The 25218-nt window shown below is 39.4% G+C and carries 24 protein-coding genes; 7 read left to right on the top strand and 17 right to left on the bottom strand.

Annotated elements, in window-relative coordinates; translation table 11 throughout:
- The first annotated feature begins 296 nt into the window (after positions 1-296).
- A complete protein-coding gene (locus tag ATS76_RS18835; protein ID WP_058553322.1) occupies positions 297-1181 on the top strand; it encodes a tetratricopeptide repeat protein in 885 nt (294 codons plus the stop codon).
- Positions 1182-1676: 495 nt separating this feature from the next.
- On the opposite strand, the gene ATS76_RS19245 is transcribed toward ATS76_RS18835, so the two are convergent.
- From ATS76_RS19245 to ATS76_RS18815, 5 genes are all read right to left on the bottom strand, one after another.
- A complete protein-coding gene (locus tag ATS76_RS19245) occupies positions 1677-1820 on the bottom strand; it encodes a hypothetical protein (protein ID WP_160327123.1) in 144 nt (47 codons plus the stop codon).
- Between the two features lie 516 nt (positions 1821-2336).
- Entirely contained in the window at positions 2337-2657 is a 321-nt protein-coding gene (locus tag ATS76_RS18830; protein WP_058553321.1) for a hypothetical protein, read from the bottom strand.
- Between the two features lie 8 nt (positions 2658-2665).
- Positions 2666-3334, bottom strand: coding sequence for a nuclear transport factor 2 family protein (locus ATS76_RS18825; RefSeq protein WP_058553320.1), 669 nt, complete (start codon positions 3332-3334; stop codon positions 2666-2668).
- A 1067-nt stretch (positions 3335-4401) separates the two neighbouring features.
- Positions 4402-5103, bottom strand: coding sequence for a purine-nucleoside phosphorylase (deoD, locus tag ATS76_RS18820; protein ID WP_006794609.1), 702 nt, complete (start codon positions 5101-5103; stop codon positions 4402-4404).
- Positions 5104-5117: 14 nt separating this feature from the next.
- On the bottom strand, positions 5118-6335 hold the full coding sequence (locus tag ATS76_RS18815) for a phosphopentomutase (RefSeq protein WP_058553319.1): 1218 nt from the start codon (positions 6333-6335) through the stop codon (positions 5118-5120).
- Positions 6336-6527: 192 nt separating this feature from the next.
- Here ATS76_RS18815 and udk point away from each other — a divergent pair, with 192 nt between their 5' ends.
- The 3 genes from udk to ATS76_RS18800 all read left to right on the top strand — a co-directional run bounded on the left by udk (position 6528) and on the right by ATS76_RS18800 (position 9376).
- Complete coding sequence (udk, locus tag ATS76_RS18810; RefSeq protein WP_006794607.1) at positions 6528-7160, top strand: uridine kinase; 633 nt, start codon at positions 6528-6530, stop codon at positions 7158-7160.
- A gap of 17 nt (positions 7161-7177) precedes the next feature.
- Entirely contained in the window at positions 7178-8404 is a 1227-nt protein-coding gene (locus tag ATS76_RS18805) for a NupC/NupG family nucleoside CNT transporter (RefSeq protein WP_058553318.1), read from the top strand.
- A gap of 261 nt (positions 8405-8665) precedes the next feature.
- Positions 8666-9376, top strand: coding sequence for a substrate-binding periplasmic protein (locus ATS76_RS18800; RefSeq protein WP_058553317.1), 711 nt, complete (start codon positions 8666-8668; stop codon positions 9374-9376).
- Between the two features lie 425 nt (positions 9377-9801).
- On the opposite strand, the gene ATS76_RS18795 is transcribed toward ATS76_RS18800, so the two are convergent.
- From ATS76_RS18795 to ATS76_RS18740, 12 genes are all read right to left on the bottom strand, one after another.
- On the bottom strand, positions 9802-10011 hold the full coding sequence (locus ATS76_RS18795; RefSeq protein ID WP_002959120.1) for a cold-shock protein: 210 nt from the start codon (positions 10009-10011) through the stop codon (positions 9802-9804).
- Between the two features lie 239 nt (positions 10012-10250).
- Positions 10251-10967, bottom strand: a complete 717-nt coding sequence (locus tag ATS76_RS18790) for a hypothetical protein (protein ID WP_058553316.1) — start codon at positions 10965-10967, stop codon at positions 10251-10253.
- On the bottom strand, positions 10964-11704 hold the full coding sequence (locus ATS76_RS18785; protein WP_058553315.1) for a hypothetical protein: 741 nt from the start codon (positions 11702-11704) through the stop codon (positions 10964-10966). The genes ATS76_RS18790 and ATS76_RS18785 overlap by 4 nt, the downstream gene beginning before the upstream one ends.
- Positions 11691-12044: a cupredoxin domain-containing protein gene (locus ATS76_RS18780; protein ID WP_058553314.1), complete on the bottom strand. Its 354-nt coding sequence runs from the start codon at positions 12042-12044 to the stop codon at positions 11691-11693. The genes ATS76_RS18785 and ATS76_RS18780 overlap by 14 nt, the downstream gene beginning before the upstream one ends.
- Positions 12037-13347, bottom strand: a complete 1311-nt coding sequence (locus ATS76_RS18775) for an ATP-binding protein (RefSeq protein WP_058553313.1) — start codon at positions 13345-13347, stop codon at positions 12037-12039. Before ATS76_RS18775 ends, ATS76_RS18780 begins: the two co-directional genes overlap by 8 nt.
- Complete coding sequence (locus ATS76_RS18770; RefSeq protein WP_058553312.1) at positions 13347-14006, bottom strand: response regulator; 660 nt, start codon at positions 14004-14006, stop codon at positions 13347-13349. The genes ATS76_RS18775 and ATS76_RS18770 overlap by 1 nt, the downstream gene beginning before the upstream one ends.
- Positions 14007-14015: 9 nt before the next feature.
- Positions 14016-14663 carry a tetratricopeptide repeat protein gene (locus tag ATS76_RS18765; RefSeq protein ID WP_058553311.1) on the bottom strand — a complete coding sequence of 216 codons (648 nt, stop codon included), beginning with the start codon at positions 14661-14663 and terminating at the stop codon, positions 14016-14018.
- 28 nt (positions 14664-14691) lie between these two features.
- Positions 14692-15462, bottom strand: coding sequence for an SDR family oxidoreductase (locus tag ATS76_RS18760; RefSeq protein ID WP_058553310.1), 771 nt, complete (start codon positions 15460-15462; stop codon positions 14692-14694).
- Entirely contained in the window at positions 15459-16148 is a 690-nt protein-coding gene (locus tag ATS76_RS18755) for a TenA family transcriptional regulator (protein WP_058405424.1), read from the bottom strand. Before ATS76_RS18755 ends, ATS76_RS18760 begins: the two co-directional genes overlap by 4 nt.
- Positions 16141-17610 carry an AMP-binding protein gene (locus ATS76_RS18750; RefSeq protein WP_058553309.1) on the bottom strand — a complete coding sequence of 490 codons (1470 nt, stop codon included), beginning with the start codon at positions 17608-17610 and terminating at the stop codon, positions 16141-16143. The genes ATS76_RS18755 and ATS76_RS18750 overlap by 8 nt, the downstream gene beginning before the upstream one ends.
- Complete coding sequence (locus ATS76_RS18745) at positions 17607-18260, bottom strand: thermostable hemolysin (protein WP_058553308.1); 654 nt, start codon at positions 18258-18260, stop codon at positions 17607-17609. The genes ATS76_RS18750 and ATS76_RS18745 overlap by 4 nt, the downstream gene beginning before the upstream one ends.
- 150 nt (positions 18261-18410) lie before the next feature.
- On the bottom strand, positions 18411-19979 hold the full coding sequence (locus tag ATS76_RS18740) for a sensor domain-containing diguanylate cyclase (RefSeq protein WP_442960107.1): 1569 nt from the start codon (positions 19977-19979) through the stop codon (positions 18411-18413).
- A gap of 305 nt (positions 19980-20284) precedes the next feature.
- Here ATS76_RS18740 and ATS76_RS18735 point away from each other — a divergent pair, with 305 nt between their 5' ends.
- From ATS76_RS18735 to ATS76_RS18725, 3 genes are all read left to right on the top strand, one after another.
- Entirely contained in the window at positions 20285-22096 is a 1812-nt protein-coding gene (locus ATS76_RS18735; RefSeq protein ID WP_058553307.1) for a glycoside hydrolase family 3 protein, read from the top strand.
- Position 22097: 1 nt separating this feature from the next.
- Complete coding sequence (locus ATS76_RS18730) at positions 22098-22823, top strand: 5-oxoprolinase subunit PxpA (protein WP_058553306.1); 726 nt, start codon at positions 22098-22100, stop codon at positions 22821-22823.
- 160 nt (positions 22824-22983) lie between these two features.
- Positions 22984-25008: a S9 family peptidase gene (locus tag ATS76_RS18725; RefSeq protein ID WP_058553305.1), complete on the top strand. Its 2025-nt coding sequence runs from the start codon at positions 22984-22986 to the stop codon at positions 25006-25008.
- Positions 25009-25218 lie beyond the last annotated feature (210 nt).

Below are 25218 nucleotides of genomic sequence, written 5' to 3'. Positions count from 1 at the left end.
GTATTACTAAGCCCAATACACCTTTACTTTATAAACTCAGTTTATCAGTTTTTTGTTAGTTGATTATAATTAGCTAACAGTAGTTAAGTTTTCCCGACCTTTGATGTTTTAGCAGTTTCAACCAGCTCACCCAGAGCTGGTTTTTTTTGCCTAAAATTTACCACTACACAATGTTTTCATAATAATAATTTATAATGTGCCGTAAACTCGCCCTCAAAACAAAACCTGCCCTAGTGAGTTTAGGTTGTGCGTGTTAATATTATTTTTGCAATTAATTATTTTATTTGGGCATGTTGATGCGTTATTACTTTTATTTACTATGTATTTGTTTTACTTTATTTTTAGCGTCGGCTAATGCCGCTGAGCAACAAACAGAAGCCCCCTCAAAGCAACAAGAACAGCAAGCGCTCGAGCAACTTAAAGAGCCTATGTATAAACCGCTTATGGAACGCTACATTTTAGATGAGCTAAAAGCGGTTCGCCAAGATCAGCAACAACTACGTGAAGATGTAACTAAACAAGTTACTCACGCGCAATTAGACACGGCCGACAGAGCCCTTACTTACACCACCGATACAATAAATAATGTGTTCTTTATTATTACCGCCACGGCATCTATTTTGGTGCTTGTTGGGTGGAATTCGCTTCGTGATGTTAAAAACAAAGTAGAAGATATTGTAAATACGCGCGTGAGTGTTATTACCGACGAATACGAAGACCGATTAAAAATTCTAGAAGAAAAACTGCGTGTACGTTCTGAAGAAATACTCAGTAACCAAGAACGTATTTCTATTACAAACGAGGTTCACTCGTTGTGGATGCGCGCAAATTTAGAAAGTGATTATGCTAACAAAATTGAAATTTTTGATGAAATTTTAAAACGTAAACCTGAAGATGTTGAAGCTATTGCTTATAAGGCTGATGCGTTGCTTGAAATTAATCAAACAGCAAAAGCGATTGATTTATGTAACCAAGCAATTGATATAGATAGCGATTATGGTTATGCGTATTGGCAACGTGCCTGTGCATTTGCGCTAATACACGAGCACGCCGATGCGCTGGCCGATATAAAAATGGCACTTGAGTACTCGCCTAACTTACGTAATGAGTTACTTCACGAAAGTGCATTTGCAAGCCTGCACGATAATAACAGCTTTAATACTATTGTGGCGGGCGAGTAAGTTTAGCCTGTTTATATAGTATTTAAAAAAGAGCGAAAGCTCTTTTTTTGTGGCTGTAATAAAGTGCTGTGCTTTTAGAGTTAGGGACTAGGTAATTTAATATTTGACCTGAAATGAGAAGCTGCGCTTCTAACGTGAGCAAGCTCTACGTCTACCAAAAATACCCACACACTGGTTTTGGGCAGTTCATTTGCAGCTTATTCTGTTCCCTTTGTGCGTTATGGTTTTAGGGGTTATAAAGTAATTAACTCACCACCGAGAAGTGAAGGAGTAGAACAGGAGTAGTGACTAACCAATATTTTTTAACTCTGTGCAGCGCGTAGCGTCTCGGTGCGCTCGGTGGTGATAAAAGATCACTTACCCTGTCATTTTGTTTTGCTCATTTACTCCTCATTCGCTTCTCTTTGTGTAATACGCTTTTAAGGGTTATAAAGTAATTAACTCACCACCGAGAAGTGAAGAAGAAGAACAGGAGTAGTGACTAACCAATATTTTTTAACTCTGTGCAGCGCGTAGCGCCTCGGTGTGCTCGGTGGTGATATTTATTTTTGAGTAGCAAGAAGCTGCGCTTCTAACGTGAGCAAGCTCTACGTCTACAAAACAAGGCCAAACTATGACCTGTTCACTTTGTCTTCTCATTTTCTTCTCATTCGCTTCTCTTTGTGCATTACTGTTTTAAAAAAACATTCACAAAGAGGTTAAGAGACGCTGCGATTTTAGAGATAGTAAAAAAGCCCACCATTTACAATGCCGTGGCTAAATACAGCCTTTAAACGCGCTTTGTTTTCGTTTAAAGCAACGTATTACATATGCTTTAAAAGTGACTGTTTTACCACCGAGAAGTGAAGGAGAAGATCTGAAGTAGTGACTAACCAATATTTTTAACTCTGTGTAGCGCGAAGCGCCTCGGTGCGCTCGGTGGTGATAAAAGATCACTTACCCTGTCACTTTTTGGCTACTCATTTACTCCTCATTCGCTTCTCTTTGTGCATTAAGATTTTAAAAGCCAATGATTCACAAAAAGGCTAAGAGACGCTGCGCTTTTAGAGGTAGGTGCTAAGTGATTTGATAAAGGGTTACGTGAGCAGGCTTTGGTATAAAGCATACGTACTCAGTATACCTTAGCCGCTTTACTTTTGTTCAAAGTTTTAGGTGTTAACGCTTAAAGTACAAGTCGATTGCTTTGGTGAGTAGCTCGTCGAGTTGCTCTTCAAAGCCATCCATATCAATTTCAAAATAGCTAAAGTACTTTTTAACCTGTAATTGTGAAAGGTTACGGCTTTTTACGCTGTATTGGCGTTCGTCTTTTTGTTTATCGTAACGCGGTAAAAAGACAAATTGTGCGTAGTACGGTGACTTAATATGCCTATTGGCATAACGACAAAAATCTTCAATATACTCAGCGCCATCAGGGCCTAAACAACCAGGTTCAACTCGGTACATTAAGCGAAGTTTTTTGTCGTCAGTAATTTGCATAATAATCCTTAACGAAAAAATAATACGCGGATTATTTTTCCGTTTTTAATTTGGTAGCTCGATACAAGCTCTGAGCGTTTATCTATTACGTTTTCGTCTGTTGAACAAGTTTCTGATAGCTCATGATCTATTACTATATCGCCATGGACTATACGTTTAATAGGCGATGAGTGAATACACTTTAGCTTTTTAAACATTAACCCATAACGTGCTATTAGTTTTTCTTTTCCTTTAAATAATAGCTCATTGGGAAAAATATAAAACTCTACATCTTCATCGTAAACACGAATGAACTCTTCAATGTTGCGTGCGTTATAGGCTTTTATAAGTTGTTCGACCACGGCTAGTGATTCGCGAGATTGTTTAGCTTTAGCTTGCTGCTTAGCTGTTAAGGCTTCTTTTGCTTGCGCTACAGCTTTTTCTGCCTCGGCTACAGCGGCGGCTTTTTCTATTTTATTTTTTGGTTTAACAACGGGCTTTGGTGTTTCATCGCCTAACACTTTCGTGTCGTCTGGTTTTGCTGGGTCAATAACAGGTTTTTTAAGCTCAGGGGCTTTGTATTCAAGTGTGTTTACTTTTTCGTCAGCTTTTTGCTGTTCGTTAGTGGGCTCTGTGGCATAGCTGTTTGAGGCTAGCGTAAAGGTAAATAAAGCAAAAAAAATAGATAACGATTTCATAACTTTCCTAATAAAAACACTAAGCGTGTACTGTATTGCAACATAGCAAATTTTGCCGTTTTCGGGTAGCAATTAAATGAATAACCTTGGCCTTTATAGCTTTAGTTTAACCCAGCTTTTTAAAATAATTTTATTAAATACATAATTATATTGATGATATAAAAAGTGATTGCTTCACCACCGAGAAGTGAAGGAGAAGAGCAGGAGCAGTGACTAATTGTTACTCTTTTTTTCTCGGTGTAGCGCCTAGGTGCGCTCTGTGGTGATACAAAAACACTTAACCCTATTCAATTTGGCTACTCATTTGCTTCCCTTTGTGCATTAAGATTTAAAAGCAGTGGCTGAATGTAGCCTACAGACTCGCTTTACTTTCGTTTAATAGCAACTGCAATAAAAGTGATTATTTCACCACCGAGAAGTGAAGGAGAAGACCAGGAGTAGTGACTAAAAAATGCTTTTAACTCTGTGTAGCGCCTAGGTGCGCTCTGTGGTGATACAAAAACACTTAACCCTATTCAATTTGGCTACTCATTTGCTGCTCATTCGCTTCTCTTTGTGCATTAAGATTTAAAAGCCCAATTTCACAAAGAGGCTAAGAAACGCTGCGCTCTTAGAGGTAATGAAAAAGCCCCGTATTTACAATGCTGTGGCTAAATATAGCCTGTAGGCACGCTTTACTTTCGTTGAATAACAACGCTTTACTTATGCTATAAAAGTGATTGTTTCACCACCTAGAAGTGAAGGAGAAGACCTGGAGCAGTGACTAACCAGTATTTTTAACTCTGTGTAGCGCGAAGCGCCTCGGTGCGCTCTGTGGTGATAAAAAGATCACTTAACACTGTCACTTTGGCTGCTCATTCGTTTCTCTTTGTGCATACTGCTTTAAAGCCCAATTTCATAAAGAGGCTTAGAAACGCTGCGCTTTTAGAATCTGATAATGATTGAACGAATGATTATTTGAGCATAAAAAAAGCCGCATAAAATGCGGCTTTGGAGGTTAGTCTCACTTCACTTTGGGCGTGTCTCCAAAACTTAGTGAATACGTTACCAAGGAACTGTTTTATTGATTAGATAGACTCTAATGCAATTTTAACCATTTCGTTAAACGTGCTTTGACGCTCATCGGCTGGTGTTGCTTCGCCAGTGATCACGTGGTCACTTACGGTGAATAACGCCATTGCGTTTGCGCCGTATTCAGCTGCAACGCCATATAAACCGGCTGTTTCCATATCTACAGCGAGTACGCCTAACTTGTCTAAATCTTTATAGAAAGTGTCGTCTGCTTGGTAGAAAGTGTCGGTTGTGAATACGTTACCTACTTTTGCTTTTATACCTAGCTCTTTTGCTGCGTTAACGCCGTTTAAAAGTAGGTCAAAGTCTGCAATAGCAGAAAAATCGTAGCCACGAACACGTGCACGGTTTACGTTTGAATCTGTGCTTGCACCTTGTGCAAAAATTACGTCACGGATTTTAATATCGGTACCAATACCGCCACATGTACCAATGCGTATAATGTTTTTTACGCCAAAGCTAACAATAAGCTCACGTGCGTAAATAGACATTGATGGAATACCCATGCCTGAACCCATAATGCTTACTGGCTTACCTTTGTAAGTACCTGTAAAGCCAAACATGTTGCGTACACCCGTTACTTGTACCGCATCATCTAAAAAGTTTTCAGCAATATATTGCGCACGTAGCGGATCGCCTGGCATTAAAACTGTTTCGGCGAAATCACCAACATTTGCATTTATATGAGGAGTACTCATTCGTTGTTTCCTTTTTATTTTGGCGCGTTTAATTGAGTTAAAAAGCTGTCGCCATATTCAAGCTCAGACAAGTTAAACCACTGTGCTAGTGTTTGACCAATATCTGCAAAACTATTTCGTTCACCTAGCGGTGTATTATCCATACCAGGCTTATAAGCTATCACAGGTACGTATTCACGTGTGTGCTCAGAACCTGGAAAGGTTGGGTCACATCCGTGGTCGGCAGTGATCATTAATACATCATCTGCATTTAACTGGTTTAGTATAGTTGGTAAGTAGTCATCAAATTCTTTTAATGCTTTGGCGTAACCTACCGGGTTACGGCGATGACCAAATTTTTCATCAAAATCAACTAAGTTGGTAAATATTAAACTGCGATCAGGTGCTGTTGAAATTACCTCACTGGTTTTTTCTAGCAAGTTCATAAGCCCAGGTGCTTTATGCTTTTGGGTTATGCCTTGATGCGCGTATATGTCTGAAATTTTACCAATACTAATTACTTCGCCGCCGTCTTTTGCTAGTACATCTAACAGAGTAGGTGCTGGCGGCAGTACTGAATAGTCACGACGGTTGCCTGTTCGTGCAAAATCTTGACTATTTGAACCCAAAAATGGCCGCGCAATCACTCGTCCTATGTTCATTTCATCAAGCAGCGCCCGTGCGATTTCGCAAACTTGATAAAGCTTCTCTAGGCCGAATGACTCTTCATGCGCGGCTATTTGAAACACGCTATCAGCTGAGGTGTAACAGATTGGTTTACCTGTTTTTACGTGTTCTTCACCTAGCTGTTCTAAAATGGTCGTTCCCGATGCATGGCAATTGCCTAAAATGCCCGGAATACCGGTACGAGCTATAAACTCGTCTATAAATTCTTGTGGGAAACTTGGCTGTGTTTTTGGGAAGTAACCCCAATCAAATAACACAGGTACACCAGCCATTTCCCAATGACCTGATGGTGTGTCTTTTCCGCTAGAAAGTTCTTTAGCGTAACCCCACGCACCCTTTGGTGCTTGGCGGTCTGAAACTAAACACGTTTCTCCACCGGCAGCTTCACAGGCGTCTACTAAACCTAATTTTGATAGATTAGGAAGCGAAAGTGCACTGCCTGTTTCGTCGTAATATGCTTTTAATAAGTGAGCGAATGTATTAGCGCCAAGATCACCAAATTTATCTGCATCTGGTGCTGCACCGATTCCTAGGCTATCTGCCATTAAGATAATTGCTCTTGCCATTTTGACCTCACTTTGTTTCTAGGTGGTTACTTTATCTGCTGAACGATTTTTCCGTACAGGACAAAAGTCCTGTTTCATAAAACCTAAACATTATAAATTTGCGTTCTTAAGCGAAGCAAAAGAGATTAATCGTGTCTTTTTTGCTATTGTGATCTACCAACAATATATCCTTCTGTGTGGGTGAGAACTTTAGTGACACGAACAACTATTATAGCTATTGCTGGCGCGTCTGCGTCAGGCAAATCTCTGTTTAGCCAAACTATATACAATGAGTTGGTTAATGAGCTTGAACCGGGCGCAATTGCCATTATTGAAGAAGATGCTTATTACAAGGATCAGTCGCATTTGCCGATGGCTCATCGTACGCAAACGAACTACGACCACCCTGATGCATTTGAACATGAGTTAATGCTTGAACATTTAACTCAACTTCGTAGTGGAAATTCAGTAGAAGTACCAACATATGATTATGCACAACATACTCGCAGCGATAAAACGCGACGTGTAGCCGCTGCAAAAATTTTGATTGTGGAAGGTATTTTATTACTGAGCGATAAAGCGCTTAATAAAGAATTTGATATTAAGGTGTTTATAGACACCCCTTTAGATATCTGCTTAATGCGTCGTATGCAACGTGATATGGAGCAGCGAGGCAGAACGTTACAATCTGTTGTTGAACAGTATCAAGCAACTGTAAGACCGATGTTTTATCAATTTATTGAGCCTTCTAAGCATAATGCAGATTTAGTTGTGACTCGAGGCGGCATGAACCGCGTTGCGATTGATATTATAAAAAGTAAAATTAAATATTTACTACAAGAATAACAACGGGAAACATTTGTATGACAACATTTATGAGCTTAGTAGGCATGTGTGTGCTGCTGGGCATTGCCTTTGCCGCGTCAACTAATCGCAAGGCAATTAATTTAAGAACCGTTGCTATAGCATTTGCAATGCAAGTTGTTATTGGTGGCTTTGTTCTGTTTTTTGACGCAGGAAAAAACGTATTAGCAAGTATGTCGGCCGCGGTTTCATCGGTTATTGGCTATGCCAACGATGGTATTGGCTTTTTGTTTGGCCCTCTGGCTTCGCAAGACACGCTCGGTTTTATTTTTGCAATTCAGGTTTTGCCCGTTATTGTGTTTTTCTCAGCGCTGGTTGCTGTTTTATATCACATTGGCATTATGGATTGGATTATTAAGATTTTAGGCGGTGGTTTACAAAAGCTTTTAAAAACCTCGCGCACAGAATCACTTTCAGCAACGGCAAACATTTTTGTTGGCCAAACTGAAGCGCCATTAATTGTTAAACCTTTTATAGCAACAATGACCAAGTCTGAGTTGTTTGCTGTGATGGTAGGTGGCTTAGCCACTGTAGCTGGGTCTGTAATGGCTGGTTACGTAATTATTGGTGTAGAGCTTAAGTACTTAATTGCAGCCAGCTTTATGGCGGCACCGGGTGGTTTTTTAATGGCAAAAATGATTGTGCCAGAAACCGAAACACCTAAAGATAACTTAGCTGATTTAGATTTAAACGATGACGATAAACCGGTAAATGTGATTGATGCAGCGGCATCAGGCGCTGCAAATGGCATGCATTTGGCACTCAATGTAGGTGCAATGTTACTGGCATTTGTTGCTTTAATTGCGCTTCTAAACGGTTTATTAGGCGGTATTGGTGGGTGGTTTGATTACCCAACATTAACGCTTCAAGAAATATTAGGTTATGTATTTGCTCCTGTTGCATGGTTACTAGGTGTGCCATGGGATGAAGCAATTATAGCCGGCAGCTTTATTGGTCAAAAGATAGTAGTGAACGAGTTTGTTGCTTACTTAGACTTTATAAATTATCGCGATACGTTAAGTGCGCACACACAAGCAATTGTTACGTTTGCTCTGTGTGGATTCGCTAACTTATCATCGATAGCCATTTTACTAGGTGGGTTAGGCGGTATGGCGCCTAGCAGGCGGAAGGATATCGCACGCTTAGGGCTCAGAGCAGTGTTAGCAGGATCTATGGCTAACCTTATGAGCGCAGCAATTGCTGGGTTTTTCCTCTCGCTAGCTTAGAAACTTAAGAGATGAACCGGTGTTGCAAAACAAGAAGTTAGTACTTTAAGGGGTTAAAGTGCTAGCTGACTTGAACGATACTTCACCAAGGGCCGCAAGGCCCTTTTATCGTTTTAGGCGTAAATTACCTTATGCCTTTTTATCTTATCGTAACTACCACTTAATCATTATAATGCTCTATTTTAATCACTTTTTTTTGTAATTATTCTATTTTGTTCCACACTTAAGTTAGTGTTTTTAATCCAATAATGACTCGCTGTTGTGAAATACATTCTGACCCTTTTTATACTTGTTTTATCGTTTTCTACTTTAGCTGAAAAACCGTTACTGGTAGTTACAGAATTAGCACCGCCTAATCAAGTTTTAATAGACGGCACTGTTCAAGGTAGAGGGACACAATACATAAGGGATATATTTAAACAGGCCGGTTTAACGCCAGACATACAAATGTACCCTTGGGCTCGCGCTTATAAAATGGCAAGCGAGGAGAAAAACACGTTTATATACAGTATTGCTCGTACAGCAGAACGAGAAAATCAATTTCAGTGGGTAGGCGAAATTGGTCGCTTTGAAATGGGGTTTGTTGGGCTATCAGACAGAACAGATATAGTAATCAATAATATTAACCAAGCAAAAAATTATAAAATAGCGATGCAACATAACGACTTTTCAACACAAACTCTCACAAAAATGGGCGTTGAGGGCGTTATAACTTCAGATATACAGCATTCTTATCAGTTACTACTAGCCAAAAAAGTAGATCTAATATTAGATGACCCGCATTACATGCTTCAATACAGTGATTACTTCAAACTTAAGCCTGGCCACTTAAAGTTTATTTTTAAAATAGATGCACTAACAACGGTTGCTTATTTAGCTGCAAATAAAGATACAGATACAGTTCTTATAGAAAAAATGCAAAAAGCACATAAAGAGATAAATAAAACTAAAAAAAGCCCTTACGGTAAATAAGCAAACTTTTAATTTGTATTGTTTACCTGTACTGTAAACCAATAACAAGTGTTGTTACCTCATCGTATTAATTAGTACTTTAATAAGCGCTGCAAGCACTTGTCAGCTTCTTCGCTTTTATACCAACCTGCAATGCAAAACGTATCGTTATCTGCGTAAAAAACTCATTTAGAGCAGCTTTCACGCGCTTTTTCATCCTCAAAAGATCACTTAATTAAGGGAGCTGGTGTTATTTGTTAAAATCGGCTATTTCGACATTTTATTGCCACGTATTCCTGCCAAAAAGTAGTGGTGTTTAGGGGGGAAATAGAATCACTTAAATTGTGCTTGTGAGTAGTAGGTAGGGTTGTTACATAAGTTAGGTTTATTTTAGACACAAAAAAAGCGCCCTAGGCGCTTTTTTTCATTTTACTTAAAAAGTAAAATTATACAGCTGTGATGTTATCAGCTTGAGGACCTTTTTGACCTTGTGAAAGAGTAAACTCTACACGTTGGCCTTCAGCTAAAGTTTTGAAACCTTCGCTTTTGATTGCTGAGAAATGTGCGAAAACGTCTGGGCCATTTTCTTGCTCGATGAAACCAAAACCTTTAGACTCGTTAAACCACTTAACTGTACCTGATACGATGTTAGACATTGTAATATCCTGATATAAAAATAAAAAATATGCTCATATGAGCGGGTGTAGCAAAAAATGAGATGGTACTTTAAAAACTTCAGGACGGTACTACAAGTATTACTTATACAACATCGAAATGGAGATTTATAGCTTACATGCTTTCTTTCTAGCTGCGGCCCACTATATAGATAACCAAATATAAGTCAAGCACTTCCTTTAATTGCTGAGCAATAAATAACCACATTGTGTTTGCTAGCTTAAAATTCAAATTCTAGGGCTAGTCTAAAACTATGGTTTTTTTCAGCTTGGCTAATTTCACTTATAAAACCGGCTTCCCATTTTAGCTGCTTTTGCCCTTCAAACCGGTATAACCCAATAAACCCTGGCCCAATCCCAATGAAATCCTCTCCTGCATACAACTCAATGGAAGGTTGAAACGCAGAAAGGTATCTATACCGATATTGTACCCTGAACTGGGTTTCCCATTCGTTTTCAATATCTTTGCCCCATTCGTACACTAAAAATGCATTCATGGTTAAACTCGTTTTACCAAACTCTTTTTCTATTAAAAACCCCGTCGTTGCTTCGTAGATGTCTTCATTGTGCATTTTTTCAAGTTCAAATAACGCGCCCCAATCAGCCCATAATTTACCTTGTTCTATTAATTGCCAACGCAGCTCAACTTCATATGATTCTAAACCAAAGTCACCATTGTCATCTCGCTCTCCTACAAAATAGCCTTCTACAGCCATCGTATCGTTGATTGCTCCACCACCACCAATGCGTTGTGCTAAGAGGTTGCCATTGTCGGTTTGATGAGAAACTAAACGCCATTCAAACTCGCGCTCTAGCGGCAATACATAGGGATGGTAAACCTTATCAACGACAATACCATCGGCATTCGCTTGGGTTGAAATTAACAGCATACAAAAAGCGGTTAAAAATAGTGCTGAATACAGGTTGAGTGCTTTCATACTCGTTCCTTAGATATTGAAGCTGGAATAACGTAGCAAAATATTAAAAATAACGCTGTACTTGCGATGTAGGTAAGCACCGTAGTGAGATCAGGAGTAGCCTCGTAACCAATTAGAGCGCGAAGCACTCGACCAAGCTCTGAGTGCTCACTAATCCAATGCCTTAAATCCCAAATAGGATTAGTATTTGTAATTAAGTCTATTTGACTTGCTAAATCAAGAGCAACCAGCAGCTTAGATGCACTATTTAAGGCAATTAAAATGAGTATTGGGTAATTACCAAAACGGTGCTTAACGCCACTCACAAAAAAGTACAACAACACACAAAAGCTTAAACAAATACCAGAGCCTAAGAATGTGCCTATAAATAAGCTTTCAGCTGCATCACTATTTTTCCAAAAGCTATTGAGATAAATAACATAGTGGCTTAAGTACATGACTATCGTAGTAATAATTGCAAAATTAAAAGCCGTAACACTTTGCTGTATAACAAACACGAGTACCGCAATGAATATTGCAATACACATAGCGATTTGAATGTACTCCAGCCCTTTATGATCAAACCACTGGCTAGCCCACAACGCGCTGTACATATATAAAAACGACATTGCAACACCAAACATCAAACAGAACCATATATGGTGGGCGCTTTGCTTTGCAAAAACTTGTAATAGTACTAATAAAATTGCAATTGGAAGCAATTGATTAAGGCTAACTACTAAACTAGTTATTAGCATGTTGCGCCTCTTTGTTGTGTACGATTACAACACCTGTTGCAGAATTTGGCGAAAATTCGCCAAAAAACGCATACCGCCCCTTTTTTAGAGGGCCTATATAAATAACGCTTTTTCGATGCGGATAAAGAACTTTCTCTCTGTTCAAATCAAAACTATCAAATTCTTCAGGGGTGTCGTCTTGGTTTTCTATAATTAATTTAACTTTTTGATTTTCTGGGATCGTTATTTTTGAAGGGTAAAATAAGTGATCTTTTAGTACAATCAGGTACTCTTTTGCATTAATTTCAAACGATATAAGCACTAAAAGGCATAAGCATTGCTTAATTATGCGCTTACCCATGTTGCTCCCCCTTGAAGGTGACACGCGCGGTTAGTCCGCCCAAAGGGCTATCTGTTAATGTTATTTGGGCTGAATATATAGCAATAATGTGTTGCACTATAGCCATGCCTAATCCAGCTCCTTGCTCTCCTGATGGATGCTGATCCCCTCCAACACGATAAAACCTATTAAATACACGCTGTTTTTGCTCATCAGTCATGCCGGAACCTGAATCGTCAATTTGCCAATAACACCCAACATTATTGACAAGTTTTATTGTAATTTTACCATTTGTAGGGGTGTATTTTATTGCGTTACTTAATAAGTTAGAAATAAGCGTAGTAAGCGTAAACTCATCGCCATTAATTTTAAAGTCATCACCCTCTAAGCTTATTGTTAGATTTTTTTCATCTATTTTGTCGTATTGATCAGATACCGCATGCTGGGTAATTACCAGTAAACATTGTTCAGTAAATTGCTTTTGCCATTGCTCTGGATGGGTACGGCCCAAGATAAGCATTTGCTCCACTATATTACCCAGTCTATTGACCCCCTGTGACATAGCCTCTAACTCTTGCTCATAATACTGATCGTTTTCCAATTTTTTTAAATTATGCACATTTATTTTTAAACTACTGAGTGGGGTTCGCAGTTCATGGGCTGCGTCTGAGGCAAAAAAGCGCTCTCTTAGGTAGGCAGTCTCTACTCGTTGAAATAGATCATTTAACCTATTTATTACGGGCTTAATCTCTTGGTCGGTAACGTGCCAGCTTATAGGGCTAAAATCATTTGCTTTACGCTCAGCAAGCTGTTTCGATAATTGTGTTAGGGGCGCCAGTGCATGCTTAATAAAAAAGCTAATAAACACTGCAAGTATTGGCACAGCCCAAAGCATGGGTAGCATCGCAGACAAAATAACGGCTTCTGCCAACTCAAAGCGTTTTGATATTGGCTCAGCCACTATCACTTTTCGGTTATTTTGTGTTAAAACAAACACTCGCATTCTCTGCCCTGCAATATTGGCAGTTTGAAAGCCCTCTTCAAAATCCATGGGCTCTATTTTTAAACTAGCAGATCCACTTAATAACGTATCTTGGTACCAAATTTGGTAAAGAAGCTGGGTATTAGCGCTATTTAACTTTATAGCTTGTGCTGTTTTGACTAAGGGCTGTTCACCCAGTACTAGCGCCACTATTTTTAACTCGTTATCGAGCAGAGTTTCACCTTCACGCATACTTTTTTGATACCCTTTTACAAGCGCAAAAAAGCAGATAAGCACCATCATCGACAGTAGTATTAAGGTAAGGCGTTTACGAATAGACACTAACGTTTTCCTACCACATACCCGATACCACGAAGAGTTTTAATAAAATCTTTTGGAAACTTTTTTCGTAAGTGGTGTATGTGGACTTCTATAGTATTAGAGCCGACCTCTTCGCCCCATTGGTAAAGTTTATTTTCGAGCTGCTGCTTTGACTGCACACGCCCTTGATTTTCCATTAATGCTTTTAATAGCATGTATTCCTTGCGAGGCAAGGTTAATGGCTCCCCACTTACACTGGCGCTGTGGGCTGATGTGTCAAGGACAACATCGCCACAGTTTAATAGGCTTGAATGGGTATGGTTTATTCGCCGACTCGCGGCCCGTAAACGTGCAAATAGTTCTGCTGGATCAAAAGGCTTAGCTAAGTAATCATCAGCTCCCATGTCGAGCCCAAGTACTTTGTCATCTATACTGCTACGTGCCGTTAAAATAACGACAGGTATTATTTTTTTTTGTTGTTTTATTTGTTTTAAAATCTGAGTACCGTCGCCATCGGGCAATCCCAAATCGAGTATAACGAGTTCTATTTCACCCCCAGATATGCATTGAAGCGCATGTTTTACTGTACCACTGTGTTCAACACTGTAGCCTTCTTGGCGCAATGAACGGATAAGTCCCTGCGCCACAAGTTGATCATCTTCTACTAACAGTAAATGCATGCTTATTATTTATCTCTTAAGTTTTTTATCTACTTTTACTTGTAATTGGCTAATGGCTTGTTGACGATATTCATCAGCTTTACGTCGGTGCTCTCGTATACCCGCTTTTTGCGCGACCTCTAACCGTGCTTTAGCTTCTTTGTATTCACGTTCACCATACAAAAATTCGCTGTACAAGTAGTTAGTATCAATACCTTGCGGATTAAATGCAAGTGCCTGTTTAAAAAGCTTTTTAGCCTTATCATCATCGCCAAAACCTATAGGCCAACCAGGTACTTTGCTATAAAGCGTGGCTAAGCTCGCATACGCAGAGCCTCCAAGTGCTGTGCCGTCAATTTCAAGTGAATGCTCTAGCGATTCTTTTGCTTGTTTTGCATATCCCAGAGCCCCGATCCCTCCTTTTGCTCCGGCAAAACTGGCTAGTACAATGCCATGCCAAATATGTGATTGTGCAGAATTTGGGTAGTTTTGCACAAATAATGTTGTTTGCTCAGTTAGATCTGTGAATGCTTTTATTTGCGCATCGTCTTCAAGTTCATAATTGGCAATTGCCCATTGTTGTTGAATGGCGAGTAGATCTTGTGATTCATCTGCTTTGGCTGATATTGATAATATACTTAATACAATTAAATATAACGCTAGGGTTATTTTATACATAACTTTATCCTCGTGTATTCGTTTATTTTTAGCTTAAAAATCGTTTTATTATTGATAGTTGTTTACCAATTGCGCCATCCACAATGCCTGGAAAGGCACCGTTAATACGCACAAATAATTTTTCTGGAAAACCAATAAAGCGTCTTTTTTTACTTGAATTAATTAACGTTAATAACTCTTTTGCTACGCGTTCAGGTGTATCCATTCTATTACCAAGCGCTTTGTTCATTGCACGGGTTTGATCATTGTTAATACTTGTATCTGTAGCTCTTGGTGCTAAATAAGTCACATTAACTCCAGAGCCATTAAGCTCACGAGAAAGGGCTTCGGTGAAACCCCGTAAACCAAATTTACTTGCACAATAAAGTGTGTGATAGGGGTATCCAATACTGCCTAACGACGATCCTACATTTACTATTATGCCTTTTGAGCTTTCTAGCTGTTGCAAAAACAATTGGCATAATTTTATGGGGACCAATAAATTGGTGCTCAATACCGAGTCTATATGATCACTACTAGTTTGCTTCAAACCTTGCACAACATTAATGCCTGCGTTATTAATCAACAACTTAGTACCACCGAGTTGGTTTGCTTTTATAGCTAAATTAACGCGGGTAGCTTCATCGGTTAAATCACCAATAAAAACCTCACTATTTGGGAGCGTTTTGTTTAAGGCTTCAAGGGCTTGTTTATTACGCCCCACCAACAATAATGACCAACCTTGATCATGTAACATTTTTGCAAAAGCTTGCCCTATTCCACCCGAGGCACCGGTTAATACACATAGAGCCCCACTCATACAGATGCACTTTGCGTAGTAGTCTTAAAAAAGGGTTCACTATCTAAATCGCGAAATATATTCCCGTATAAACGGTAAAAACACTTTGCACCATGGATGATTGCTTGTTGATCGGCCTCATTGGTTATTTTGTTCATGAGGTCTTCAAAAAACTTCACATGCTCAATATCTAAGGCACCATGAGAGGTTAAATAACTAAACGCTTTTTTTGGTAAACCCACGGCGCTTGCAATATTTGATGCAGCCCCGTCGGCCAGTGCTATAGAAGTACCTTCGAGCACATGGACCATACCAAAAAAGCTCAACGGGTTTTTACGAGCAATACTGTCGTAGGCATACGACACCATTATTTCTGTTGCAAACTGTGGCTTGGAATGACGCACGCGTTCTTTATCAAAACCACAAGCGGCAATATCGTTAAGTACCCATTCTTGATGGCCAATTTCTTCTTCAATGTATTCTGCTACCGCTTCGCGTAACCATTCTTGCTCATCTGTTAAACGCGCGCCAACTGACATCATTAAAGGAACCGTGTGTTTTACATGATGATAAGCCTGCGCCAGAAAAGAGGCATATTCTTCAAGCGTTGCTTGTCCGTTAAATACACGCTGTATAATTGGCGCAGCTAATAAGTACTCACGCTCGTTTTGTGTTTGTGCTTTTAATGTATTAAAAAAATTACTCATTAATTACTTCTCCAAGTCGGTAAAATTGTTCGAAAACATGGTGGTAATGGCGACTAATTGCTTGTCGTTTTGGACGATTATTAGTTGTTAACAACCCTTGTTGAGCAGTTAATGGCTTAGCTATGCAGTGCCATTTTTTTATGCGAGCGTAATCAGGTAATTGTTGGTTTACGTTATTTATAAGTAGAGTTAAGCTTTGTTTGTTTAGTGTTGAATTGACGTAAATAATGGCGGTTAAAAAGGGTTTACCTTCGCCGAAAACAACCGCTTGTAAAATGCCACTTTGGCTTAGCAATAATGATTCAGGCCATTCAGCATTCACATTACGCCCCATACTGGTAATAATTAGATTTTTTATCCGCCCTTTAATAAATAATGTATTATTTTGTTGCTCAACCAAGTCTCCGGTGGCGTACCACTGGTTTTGATCGTGTGGCGGGTGATTTAAATACCCTAAAAACAGGTCTCCCTTAATATATAATTGATTGTCTGTAATCTTGGTTTGAATATGAGGAAGAACACGACCTGCACTATGGTAATTATCGTTTTTGACTGTGTTTAAGCTAACTACCGACGCTGCTTCAGATAGTCCATAACCTTGATAAACAGGTAAATTTAAACTTCTAGCTTTAACAATTATGGTTTTATCTACAATCGCCCCACCCACTGCTATAAACTTGAGTGATTTAGGCGGCTGCCAGCCTTGTTCTGCAAAAGCAACAAGGCATGTTAAAAGCTCTGGCACCAATATAAGTGTATTAGGATTTACTTTATCAATAGCGTTAATAAGTGCATTAGGTTGCGCTAACGAAGACCCTAAAAAACCGAGTTCGTTCAGTGGTATTAAATGAACTTGACCGCCACTTTTCAAAGGCGCATATACACCTGCTATGTTTTCAAGAAGCACCGCCAGTGGTAATAAACATAAATGCACAGGCTGATTAATATTAATTTTATCGCACAATGATTGCGCCACTTGCATTTGACTGTGAGCAGACAAACACACCCCTTTTGGTTCACCTGTCGAGCCTGATGTAAACGTTACTTTTTGGGTCGTATCGAAGTAGTTAACTGCTTTACTCACTGTTTGTGAGTATATATACAAACAATAGTAATCAAATAACATAACAGTGAACGCTGGATGCTGGTTAGGACCAGGCAGAGTATCTGTAATAAAAATAGCAGCGCCACATTGATTGAGTACATACTGCGTTTGTTGCTCGCTAAAAAATGGAGCGATAGGTATAGCCACTTTATCGATTATTCGAGTTGCAAAATCTAAGGCTAGCCATGCAGGGGTGTTATCAAGCTGAAAAGCAACCACATTTCCTTCAAAAGTCTTTAAAGTATTAGCCAACGTTGTGGTTTGTTGGTCAAACTCTTTTCCACTTATTTCATGGGTTTTATTATTACTGTGTGAAACAACAATAGCTGCATTTGATTGCGTATCATATAAACTCATATTTTCACCAATGCATTCGCTAATGTATCAATTTCATGCTGGTTTTGACGTAATAAACTATAAAGCTCTGTTGTTTTTACGATTTGTTGGTGAGCTTGCTCTAAACTCACAACACAGACAGTTGGTTGATTAGCGTAATAACTTCCCCAACTTAATGGGTTTTCTACTACAAAGCTGTTAGCAACAGCAATTTCAGTGCAGTTAACACCTAACAGTCGAAGCATAGCTCGTACTTTTTTAGTGGCGCAAAATACTAAATATTTAGCTCCAGTATGGTAAAGCGCCTCGTTAACAACAATAAAATGCCCAAGCGTTGCCTTTCGATGTGTAGAGCATAAATTACCTAGCTCAAAAATTTTACTACGCGGAGTTTGTTCTAATAAAAAGTGCTCGATGGGCTCTGCCGTGTACTGCTCAATAAATAAGGAAGAGGTAGCTTGCCTTAAACCTAACGTACATTGCCCCTCACTTGTTGTGTATTGGCAAAGTAGCGGCATAAATGATTTAAGCGTTGCATTGTAAGCCACTAAAAACCCCTCTTTTACTGCGGCCTCTAGTGCATTTCGATGCTCATCATTCACTCGAGCACTGATATAATGTGTCGGATTAGATGTGTAATTTAGTGGTAAGTTTGACTGTGCTAATTGCATAAACATCGCCCGTTTAAGGAGTATGTTTATAATTTAAAGAGCGAAACTTAAAGAAAACTTAAGGAATAAAAAAGCCCCTAAATAAATTTAAGGGCTTTTAAAGTAAACCTTATTCCAGCTAAAGGTTAATTCAGGTTTAACATGTCTAAATTAACTGGGCTCTGCCACTACGCAGCGGTTACGGCCATGCTCTTTAGCATGGTATAGGGCTTTGTCTGCACATTTGTATACTTGGTCTATGTTATTGCTGTGGGTTGGCCAAGTTGCAATTCCGATTGAAACGGTAATAAACCCGATTGTTTCCATTTGAGTTGTTTCAACCGTGGTGCGTAATCGCTCTGCTATTTTTAGGGCACTTTGGCTGTCTTCATGAGGCAATACAAGTAAAAACTCCTCACCACCAATACGCGAGACAATATCCCCTTTCCGAGAGATATTTTTTATAATGTCAGCTAATATTTTAAGTGCTTCATCGCCTTTATCGTGCCCAAAAGTGTCGTTTACACGCTTAAAAAAATCGATGTCTATTTCTAAAATAGCGAACGGCGTGTTGTTAAGCATAAGCTGGCTGAGCAAACCATTTAAGCTTCTGCGATTATGTGTATTTGTGAGCGGATCGGTTTGAGCATCGTGTTTTAACTGGCCGATTTGTGTATGCAATATATTTACGCCGTTAAGCATAGCTAGCTTTAGCTTTTGGCTTTCAAAGTACCACGATTTAATGCGTTTTAGTTTATCTACACTGTTTGCTTCGTCGAGCCTATTAACGCTATTAGCCAACTGCTTTAATGGCCGGGAAATAAAATGCGAAAAAACACCAATAAGTATAAAGGTGACTAATGCCATGGGAAGTGTTCTTGCAAAGACTTCCATAATTAATGTATCTAGAGAAGCAAGCGTTGCTTTTACTGGGCGCTGAGCAACAATCCCCCAATTCGCAGCTGTTACAGGTGCAAACCCTGCGAGCATTTCTACATTTTTACTATTTAATACTGTAACTTGGCCCGACTGCCCTGTTATAACCGCATTGATCACTTTGTTATTGGTAACGCTTGTGCCTATGCGTTTTTTGTCTGGGTGGTATAATATTTGTTTATTCCCGTCGACCACATATATGTGCGAGCCTCCTTCATAAAAATGTTGCTCTAGAAGATCATTTAATATGTTTCTTTCTTTTAGATAGAGCGAACCGCCAACATACCCTAAGTAATTACCGTTTTTATCAAACAAAGGATGCGAAATAAAAATAATTAAGTTTTTAGCCGCCGACATATACGGCATACTAATTAATGGTTTTTTTTCTTTCAAAGCTTGTGATGAGCCTGGTGAGGAAATTGATTTCCCTATAATTTCAGGCAAATAAGGAGACGTAACATTCATGATTCCATTTTTATTTACAACAACTGAATTAAAGCTATTTGTTTGCAAATTTAAGCGTGTTACTTCTTCTTGTAATAGTGAAGCATTGTTAATGTTTTGCTCAATTTTCTTTGCAGAATAGGCTAGCTGTTGTTTTGCTGACTCTAGGAAATTATCGGTTGCTGAGGCAAGTTTATTGGCATAGGCATAATTACTTTTTAATGTGTGATTTATCAATTGCTCTTTTTGTACTTGGTATGTGGAATAAAAACTACTAATAAGCGTTGCCAACGACGCAGAAAAAGCCAACATCACAATAAGAAGACGAAGATTAAGCACAGGAAATAATTTATTCAGCAAAAGTAAACTGCCCACAGTACACTGCCATTACAGCAAGTACTTTGTTAAAGAGTATCTACGATTATACCTCTTCACTCATTAATTATCTAATATTTGAGCACATAGTGTATTTTTAATAACCAGCCAAATAACCATCTATTACACTGTGACGTTATATTTCCCCGTAGTAACTAGGCTGCGCTTATTTTGCAGTTATATAAAAAAATAGATAAGCTGCTTTCACTTGTTCATTTTATTTAGCTTTGGAGTGTATTTTGCTAAATAAGTATGTTTTATCGTCAATTATTTTTATATCTGGGTGCTTAATGCCATCACTTACTACGGTTGCAAAACCGGCTCTTTCTCTTGAGCAAAAACTAGGACAAAAGTTAATACTCGACTTTCGTTATTTTTGTGAAAAAGGCACACGTGAACATTGCAGAACACCAATGACAGAGTTACCAAAACCATTGGCACAAGCAATCAGCGACTATAACATTGGTGGCGTTATATTGTTTTCAGAAAACACCCAGTCAATTGAGCAAACTATTGCGCTTAATAACCAACTTCAAACCGCTGCCAGTAAATCAGCAAGCAAACTGCCGCTATTTATATCAATAGATCAAGAAGGCGGCCGAGTTGCACGCCTGCCGCGTGATGTTGCAACCTCGTTTACGGGTAATATGTCTATTGGTGCAACCTATAAACAGCACGGCGTTGACTTTGCGACTAAATCAGCAACCGTTATTGCCAAGGAGCTAAGCGCACTGGGTATCAACGTCAATTATGCACCCACCATTGATGTAAATATGAACCCAGACAATCCGGTAATAAATGTACGCTCGTTTGGTGAGAACCCACAACATGTGGGTGAGCTCGGCGCAGCACAAGTTGCTGGCTTTGAAAGTAATGGCATAATTACATCGCTCAAACATTTCCCGGGGCATGGCGATACTCACGTTGATAGCCATACAGGGCTTCCTAATGTTGGCCACTCAAAAAGTATTATTTACGAACAAGATTTAGCCCCCTTTAAACATATTATTGCCGAACAAAACCCCGGTATGATCATGACAGCGCATATACAATATCCGGCGCTTGATAGTTCAACGTTTGTCTCAGTAGAAGGCAAAACAATGGTTAAACCCGCCACTATGTCGCGCACTATCATTACCGATATTTTAAGAGGTGAGCTTAACTATAAAGGTGTGGTGGTTACCGACGCACTCGATATGGCAGGGATCAGTCAGTTTTTTTCACCCACTCAAGCGGTTATAAATACGTTTTTAGCTGGTGTTGATATTGCGCTTATGCCAATAGAAATAAGAACTCCCGATGATATAACAAAGCTTGATGAGCTTATTAAGTCGTTAGTTAACGCTGTTAAATCAAATCAATTAGATGAGCAAGAAATATCACAATCGGCTGCGCGTATTGTTTCACTTAAAAATTCATTTGAGTTATCCACTGAGTTTGATCCTATCAATGCAGTCGTTCATGCAAAAAATATAATAGGTAACGAACAGCACAGAAAAGTAGAAGCAGAGCTTGCTCTAGCAGCAATAACACAAGTAAAAAACACACAAAATACATTGCCGCTAAATTTAAATGATGGCCAACACATACATATTATTATGCCCGACACACGCAAATGTATGGCTATGCAACAAGCAATTGAATCGGTAAGTTCATCATCTATTACGTTTAGCTGTAGCAGCTTACAAGGGTTTGACTCTGCGAAAGCAACCCTGAACATTAAAACCGCTGATGTTGTTATAGCGGGTAATGCCACGCCGAATCAAAGTGCGGTTGAAATTGGCGGTATGGATGACTTAGCCGATAACCCAAGCTTTGCTTTAAATAATGCAGAGCAACCTAAAGCGCTTGAGTCACTGCTTGCCATGGCTAATAAATTTAATAAGCGTACTGTATTTATAAGTTTGAGAGCCCCTTACGATATCGCCAAATTTGGCGACTATGCTCACAGTGTATTGGCCTCTTATGCTTACAATATTGATGTAGACAAGCATGAGCGTGTTTCAGGCCCTGCGTTTACCGCACTCGCTAAAGTAATAGTGGGGCAAGCCACTGCCAATGGCACCTTGCCTGTTACCATTAAACCGCAAAAAGGCCATTAACATGAAACTTAATTGTGATTTAGGCGAAAGCTTTGGTTCATGGAAAATGGGCTTGGATGATCAAGTTATGCCGCATATTAATATGGCTAATATTGCTTGTGGTTTTCATGGCGGTGACCCTGATGTAATAGCAACAACATTAAAGTTAGCTAAACAAAACAACGTAATGGTGGGGGCACACCCAAGTTATCCTGATCTTCAAGGGTTTGGCCGACGCTCTATGGCGTTATCAACAAGCGAACTAACTAATTGTATTCATTATCAGATAGCGGCTCTTGAAGGCATGGCAAAAATACAGGGGCTAACTTTAAGCTATGTAAAACCACATGGTGCGCTTTATAACGATATGATGGCTAATAACGACCTGTTAGCAACCGTTATATCTGCTGTCGCGAGCTACCCAAGCACATTAAAACTGATGATTTTAGCCACCAAGAACGCTGAAAAACACGTTCAGTTAGCTAAACAGTGTAATGTTGAATTGATACTCGAAGCGTTTGCAGACAGGCAGTACACCGATGAAGGCTATTTGGTTTCTCGTAAGCTCGATGGCAGCGTGCTAAATAAGCACGCCCTATTAACGCAGGTAAAACAGCTATTGCAAAATGGCAGTGTAACCACATGCTCAGGTAAGCAACTTATGCTTAATGCGCACAGCCTATGTGTTCATGGCGACAATAATGATGCAATTGAACTCATCAAAGAAATAAAAGCACTTTGTGACTGACGCTTAGTAATTTATGAAAGCTGTAAACCCCCTTTACAGCTTTTATAACTCTACTAAATTAATGCAATAATAGAGTTAATTATGAGCTTCATCGCATTGTGCTGTTAATTTAATAATCCCTCACTTATAACTGTACATACGTTAACAACAGGGATTAATAATGAAACAGTTTTTAGCACTTAGTCTTATATTAAGCGCAAGCCATTTAGCCAGCGCAAAAGACGATACACACACATTGCAACTTCAAGATATATTCGACTTAGAATACGCCAACCAAATAGATATTACCGACGACGGCAAAACCGTTTACTTTGTGCGAAACCGCATGGATATAAAAACAGACCGAAAAGTCGGAAACATTTGGTCTGTTGATTATAAGACCAAACAAATGCAGCCACTAACGTCTGGCGTGCATATGGACTACTCCCCTGTTTTATCTCCCGATGGTGAGCGCTTAGCGTTTATTTCTACCCGCGATGGCAGCAGCCAAATTTATATGAAGTGGCTTAAAACCGGTGCCATTGCCAAAATAAGTAATTTAACCAGTAGCCCTCGCGCTATTAACTGGACTCCCGATTCAAGCCAGCTTGTATTCAGTATGTTTGTACCAAGCAAAACCGTAGCACCTATCAATTTGCCAGGGAAACCTAAAGGCGCTAAGTGGGCAGAGCCAGCTAAATTTATTGACGATGTATACTACCGAGCTGATGGCGGCGGCTACTCGCAAAAAGGCTTTAATCCGTTATTTATACTTGATGCTAACGGCGGAAATGCTAAGCAACTTACCCGTGATGAATTTGATAACGCTGGCGATGTCAGCTTTAGTAAAGATGGTAGCTCACTGTATTATTCAGCTAATAGGCATGAAAATAACCAGCTTAAACCCACAAATACTGAAGTATATAAGCTAAACCTTACTACATTAACCATTGAAGCCATCACTGATAGAAATGGCCCAGATCAACAGCCAAAAGTCTCGCCTGATGGTCGTTACCTTGCTTATACTGGCTACGATGACAAGCGCACTAATTACGAGAACACTCAACTTTATATTCGTGATTTAAAAACCGGTGATACCCAAAGCCTAACTAGCGATTTCGATCGCAGCGTTGGCCAAATAAAATGGAACGCAAATTCAAAAGGCCTCTATTTTAGCTATGCCGATGAAGGCCAAACCGCACTCGCCTACCAACCTCGTAGTGGTAAACGTAAGGTGATCACCGAAAAAATTGGCAGTGTGGCATTCGGCCGGCCATATTCAGGCGGGGATTTTGATATAAGCAGTAACGGCGATATTGCTTTTACACTTGCCGACACTCAACGCCCTGCAGATATAGCAACCATTAAACGCGGTAAAACTGAGCGCTTAACCACGCTTAATAGCGATGCACTGGGTGATAAACAACTGGCTAAAGTAGAAGAAATTTGGCTTAAATCAAGCCACGACCAATTACCTATACAGGGCTGGATTGCCTACCCGCCAGGATTTGATAAATCTAAAAAATATCCTCTCGTGCTCGAAATTCATGGCGGGCCGGTGGCTAATTATGGCCCTCACTTTAGTGCCGAAGTTCAGCTTTTTGCAGCAAAAGGTAATGTAGTGTTATATATGAACCCGCGCGGAAGTGACTCATATGGGAAAGAGTTTGCACAAACTATTCATCATAATTACCCAAGTAATGACTTTGATGACTTAATGACTGGAGTTGATGCACTTATTGCAAAAGAATTTATTGATGAATCTAAACTATTTGTTACCGGTGGCTCTGGCGGAGGTGTACTAACTGCTTGGATTGTAGGTCACACTGACCGATTTGCTGCTGCCGTTGTTGCAAAACCCGTTATAAATTGGATCAGCTTTGTACTAACTGCCGACTTTTATCCTTTTTTTGCTGATTACTGGTTTCCAGGCAAACCTTGGGACCACATAGAGCATTATATGAAACGCTCGCCAATTAGTTATGTAGGTAATGTGACTACCCCTACAATGCTACTAACAGGTGAAGCTGACTACCGAACACCCATTTCTGAAACAGAGCAATACTACCAAGCGCTTAAGCTACAAGGTGTAGACACCGCTATGGTTCGTATACCCGATGCATCACATGGTATTACAGCGCGTCCGTCTAACTTAATGACTAAAGTGGCTTATATTCAATGGTGGTTTGATAAGCACAGTAAATAACTTTTCATTTGAGTTAATTATTAAAAGCCACTTTTTTAAAGTGGCTTTTGTATATATGCAAAGTGTAAACCCCCTTTACATTTTAATGACACATTACATATCGGACTTAACCCATTTCTCAGTTAGTAAAATTTCGGTTTATAGCTTTTTTTATAGCTTGAGTTAGTAAAAAACCGGTTTGAGTCACTGTTTATAGCCTTTCAGTTAGTA

It is taken from the genome of Pseudoalteromonas sp. 10-33 (assembly GCF_001469195.1).
In the GTDB taxonomy this organism is placed as follows: domain Bacteria; phylum Pseudomonadota; class Gammaproteobacteria; order Enterobacterales; family Alteromonadaceae; genus Pseudoalteromonas.
Note: the sequence above shows the minus strand (reverse complement) of the source record. Positions and strands in the feature narration are given on the sequence as shown.

Coding starts and splice junctions, on each gene's coding strand:
- ATS76_RS18765 (WP_058553311.1), bottom strand. CDS start 14,663: ATGTATAAAATAACCCTAGCGTTATATTTAATTGTATTAAGTATATTA.
- ATS76_RS18815 (WP_058553319.1), bottom strand. CDS start 6,335: ATGGCAAGAGCAATTATCTTAATGGCAGATAGCCTAGGAATCGGTGCA.
- ATS76_RS18785 (WP_058553315.1), bottom strand. CDS start 11,704: ATGCTAATAACTAGTTTAGTAGTTAGCCTTAATCAATTGCTTCCAATT.
- ATS76_RS18760 (WP_058553310.1), bottom strand. CDS start 15,462: ATGAGTGGGGCTCTATGTGTATTAACCGGTGCCTCGGGTGGAATAGGG.
- ATS76_RS18795 (WP_002959120.1), bottom strand. CDS start 10,011: ATGTCTAACATCGTATCAGGTACAGTTAAGTGGTTTAACGAGTCTAAA.
- ATS76_RS18730 (WP_058553306.1), top strand. CDS start 22,098: ATGAAACTTAATTGTGATTTAGGCGAAAGCTTTGGTTCATGGAAAATG.
- ATS76_RS18750 (WP_058553309.1), bottom strand. CDS start 17,610: ATGAGTTTATATGATACGCAATCAAATGCAGCTATTGTTGTTTCACAC.
- ATS76_RS18830 (WP_058553321.1), bottom strand. CDS start 2,657: ATGCAAATTACTGACGACAAAAAACTTCGCTTAATGTACCGAGTTGAA.
- ATS76_RS18780 (WP_058553314.1), bottom strand. CDS start 12,044: ATGGGTAAGCGCATAATTAAGCAATGCTTATGCCTTTTAGTGCTTATA.
- ATS76_RS18790 (WP_058553316.1), bottom strand. CDS start 10,967: ATGAAAGCACTCAACCTGTATTCAGCACTATTTTTAACCGCTTTTTGT.
- deoD (WP_006794609.1), bottom strand. CDS start 5,103: ATGAGTACTCCTCATATAAATGCAAATGTTGGTGATTTCGCCGAAACA.
- ATS76_RS18825 (WP_058553320.1), bottom strand. CDS start 3,334: ATGAAATCGTTATCTATTTTTTTTGCTTTATTTACCTTTACGCTAGCC.
- ATS76_RS18745 (WP_058553308.1), bottom strand. CDS start 18,260: ATGCAATTAGCACAGTCAAACTTACCACTAAATTACACATCTAATCCG.
- ATS76_RS18805 (WP_058553318.1), top strand. CDS start 7,178: ATGACAACATTTATGAGCTTAGTAGGCATGTGTGTGCTGCTGGGCATT.
- ATS76_RS18835 (WP_058553322.1), top strand. CDS start 297: ATGCGTTATTACTTTTATTTACTATGTATTTGTTTTACTTTATTTTTA.
- ATS76_RS19245 (WP_160327123.1), bottom strand. CDS start 1,820: ATGAGAAGACAAAGTGAACAGGTCATAGTTTGGCCTTGTTTTGTAGAC.
- ATS76_RS18770 (WP_058553312.1), bottom strand. CDS start 14,006: ATGCATTTACTGTTAGTAGAAGATGATCAACTTGTGGCGCAGGGACTT.
- ATS76_RS18755 (WP_058405424.1), bottom strand. CDS start 16,148: ATGAGTAATTTTTTTAATACATTAAAAGCACAAACACAAAACGAGCGT.
- ATS76_RS18735 (WP_058553307.1), top strand. CDS start 20,285: ATGCCATCACTTACTACGGTTGCAAAACCGGCTCTTTCTCTTGAGCAA.
- ATS76_RS18725 (WP_058553305.1), top strand. CDS start 22,984: ATGAAACAGTTTTTAGCACTTAGTCTTATATTAAGCGCAAGCCATTTA.